This is a genomic window from Streptomyces sp. CO7, from assembly GCF_053474865.1.
In genome coordinates this window covers 326,003-329,163 of record NZ_JBRIOU010000009.1, presented here as the reverse complement: position 1 = coordinate 329,163, position 3,161 = coordinate 326,003, and the positions used below count along the sequence as shown (strand labels likewise).

The 3,161-nt window shown below is 72.7% G+C and carries 4 protein-coding genes; all 4 read left to right on the top strand.

Features of this window, described 5'->3' with window-relative positions:
• The first annotated feature begins 116 nt into the window (after positions 1-116).
• Positions 117-872, top strand: coding sequence for a HipA family kinase (locus ACOV8S_RS28110; protein WP_448321284.1), 756 nt, complete (start codon positions 117-119; stop codon positions 870-872).
• Between the two features lie 44 nt (positions 873-916).
• Entirely contained in the window at positions 917-1,330 is a 414-nt protein-coding gene (locus ACOV8S_RS28105; RefSeq protein WP_351118307.1) for a DUF3037 domain-containing protein, read from the top strand.
• A gap of 203 nt (positions 1,331-1,533) precedes the next feature.
• A complete protein-coding gene (gene fabG / locus ACOV8S_RS28100; protein WP_448321282.1) occupies positions 1,534-2,295 on the top strand; it encodes a 3-oxoacyl-ACP reductase FabG in 762 nt (253 codons plus the stop codon).
• Positions 2,296-2,336: 41 nt separating this feature from the next.
• On the top strand, positions 2,337-3,107 hold the full coding sequence (locus tag ACOV8S_RS28095; protein WP_448321281.1) for an SDR family oxidoreductase: 771 nt from the start codon (positions 2,337-2,339) through the stop codon (positions 3,105-3,107).
• Positions 3,108-3,161: the final 54 nt, after the last annotated feature.

Here is a 3,161-nt window from a genome sequence, read left to right as displayed (position 1 = left end):
CCACAGGACCCCGCACCGGCTCGTGATCCTGGTGCCGTGCGGCCCCCGGGATCCGGCCGCCGGACCGCCCCCGGTCCGCGACGATCACGAGCGGCGGCACCGTATAGCCTGGGCGGATGCTCAGCGAAGTCGCAGTCTCCCGCTTCGTGACGCCGCTCCGGGAGGGCGGGTCCATGCCGGCGCTGGTCGAGGCCGACGACCTCGGCCTGTACGTCCTGAAGTTCCGCGGCGCCGGTCAGGGCCACAAGACGCTGACCGCCGAGGTGGTGTGCGGCGAGCTGGCGCGGCGGCTCGGCCTGCGGATGCCGCGCCTGGTCGTCGTCGACCTCGACCCGGCGCTGGGTCTGGGCGAGCCGGACCGGGAGGTGCAGGACCTGCTGCGCGGCAGCGGCGGCCTCAACCTCGGGATGGAGTTCCTCTCCGGCGCCGTCGGCTTCGACCCGCTGGCCTTCGAGGTCACCCCGGAGGAGGCCGGGCGGATCGTCTGGTTCGACGCGCTGGTCAACAACGTCGACCGCTCCTGGCGCAACCCCAACCTGCTGACCCACCGCGGCGAGCTCTGGCTGATCGACAACGGCGCCACCATGATCTGGCACCACAACTGGCCCGGCGCCGACGCCTCGGCTGCCCGCGCCTACAACGCGGCCGACCACGCCCTCGCCCGCTTCTCCCCGGACGTCGCCGCGGCCGCCGCAGCGCTGGCCCCCCTGGTGACCGAGGAACTCCTCGCCGAGGTGACGTCGCGGATCCCGGAGAGCTGGCTGGCCGACGAGCCCGGCTTCGACTCGCCCGACGCGCTCCGCCGCGCCTACGCCCGCCCGCTGCTGGCGCGCGCCGCCGTCATCCACGACCGCATCGAGGGACTGAAGTGAGCCGGACCGCCGAAGGCCACGAACGCCACGACGCCGACCGGCAGGTGTTCACCCGCAACGTCGTCGACCGCAGGACCCGCGACCGGCAGGTCTACGAGTACGCCCTCCTGCGGGCCGTGCCCCGCGTCGAGCGGGGCGAGTGCGTCAACGTGGGCGTGCTCCTGTACTGCCGCGGCGAGCGGTTCGTCGCCGCCCGGACCCACCTGGACGAGGCCCGGCTGCTCGCCCTGGACCCGCGCGCCGACGTCGGAGCGGTGCGGGCCGCGCTGCGGGCGGTGGAGGCCGTCTGCGCGGGCGGCGAGGCCGCGGGACCGGCCGCGGACGACGACGCCGGCAAGCGGTTCCGGTGGCTGGTGGCCCCCCGCTCCACCGTCCTGCAGCCCGGCCCCGTGCACACCGGGCTGACCGCCGATCCGGCCGCCGAGGCGGACCGGCTGCTGGACCTGCTCGTCCGTTAGACGCCCGGACGGTCACCCCGCACCGGTCAGGTGGATCACATCACGCGGTGGCCCGTTGACAGCGGGTGTCCGGGCTTCTAGCGTCACGTCCTGCCGAGGGTACTAAGCGGTCGCTCACCTGCCGGGCGTAGAGTCCGGAGGAGAGACCGCACCGCGGGATCACCGAAGGCGTTCAGGCATTCCGAGGGCGAGGAGACGCACCCATGTCCACCACTGAGCAGCGAGTCGCAGTCGTCACCGGCGGTGCGCGCGGCATCGGCGCCGCCACCGCCGTCCGGCTGGCCGCCGAGGGCCGCGCCGTCGCGGTCATCGACCTCGACGAGGCCAACTGCAAGGACGTCGTCGACGAGATCACCGCGGCCGGCGGCAAGGCGATCGGCGTAGGCTGCGACGTGTCCGACGAGGCGCAGGTCGAGGCCGCCGTGGCCCGCATCGCCGAGGAGCTCGGCGCGCCGACCATCCTGGTCAACAACGCGGGCGTGCTCCGCGACAACCTGCTCTTCAAGATGAGCGCCCTGGACTGGGACACCGTCATGGGCGTGCACCTCAAGGGCGCCTTCCTGATGGCCCGCGCCTGCCAGAAGTACATGGTGGACGCCAAGTTCGGCCGCATCGTCAACCTGTCCTCCTCCTCGGCGCTGGGCAACCGCGGCCAGGCCAACTACTCCGCCGCCAAGGCCGGTCTGCAGGGCTTCACCAAGACCCTCGCCAAGGAGCTCGGCAAGTTCGGCGTCACCGCCAACGCCGTCGCCCCCGGCTTCATCGCCACCGAGATGACCAAGGCCACCTCCGAGCGGGTGGGCGTGGACTTCGAGGACTTCAAGAAGGGCGCCGCCGCGATGATCCCGGTCCAGCGGGTCGGCGTCCCGGAGGACATCGCCAACGCCGTCGCCTTCTTCACGGGCGAGGAGGCCGGCTTCGTCTCCGGCCAGGTCCTGTACGTCGCCGGCGGCCCGCTCAACTGACGCCGGACCGCAAGGTACCGGGACACGGAGGTAACACCCCCATGACCGAACTGCCCGAACTGCCCGAGCTCTCCGGCAAGGTCGCCGTCATCACCGGCGCCAGCCGGGGCATCGGCTTCGGCATCGCCGAGGCGTTCGTCGCCCGCGGTGACCGCGTCTGCATCACCGGACGCAACGAGGAGGCGCTCAAGGAGGCCGTGGAGCGCCTCGGCTCCGAGCGCGCCATCGGCGTCGCCGGCAAGGCCCACGACCTGGCGCACCAGGACGCGGTCGTCGCCGCAACCATGGAGGCGTTCGGCCGGGTCGACCACCTGGTCAACAACGCCGGCACCAACCCGGTCTTCGGGCCGATCGCCGACCTCGACCTGGCGGTCGCCCGCAAGGTCTTCGAGACCAACGTGATCTCCGCGCTCGGCTTCGCGCAGAAGACCTGGGCCGCCTGGCAGCGGGACAACGGCGGCACCATCGTCAACATCGCCTCGGTGGCCGGCGTGCAGGCCTCGCCGTTCATCGGCGCGTACGGCATCAGCAAGGCCGCGATGATCAACCTGACCCTGCAGCTGGCGCACGAGTTCTCGCCGCAGGTCCGGGTCAACTCCATCGCCCCCGGCGTGATCAAGACCAAGTTCGCCGAGGCGCTGTACGAGAACCGCGAGGCCGAGGTCGCCGCGGGCTACCCGCTCGGCCGGCTCGGCGTCCCCGAGGACATCGGCGGCGTCGCCGCCTTCCTGACCTCGGACGCCTCCGGCTGGATGACCGGCCAGAACCTGGTGGTCGAGGGCGGTCTCTTCCTCAACGCCGGCGTCGCCTGACGCGAGGCGGCAGGGAGCGGGCGGGGGCCCGGTGACCGCCGGAGCGGCGGTCAC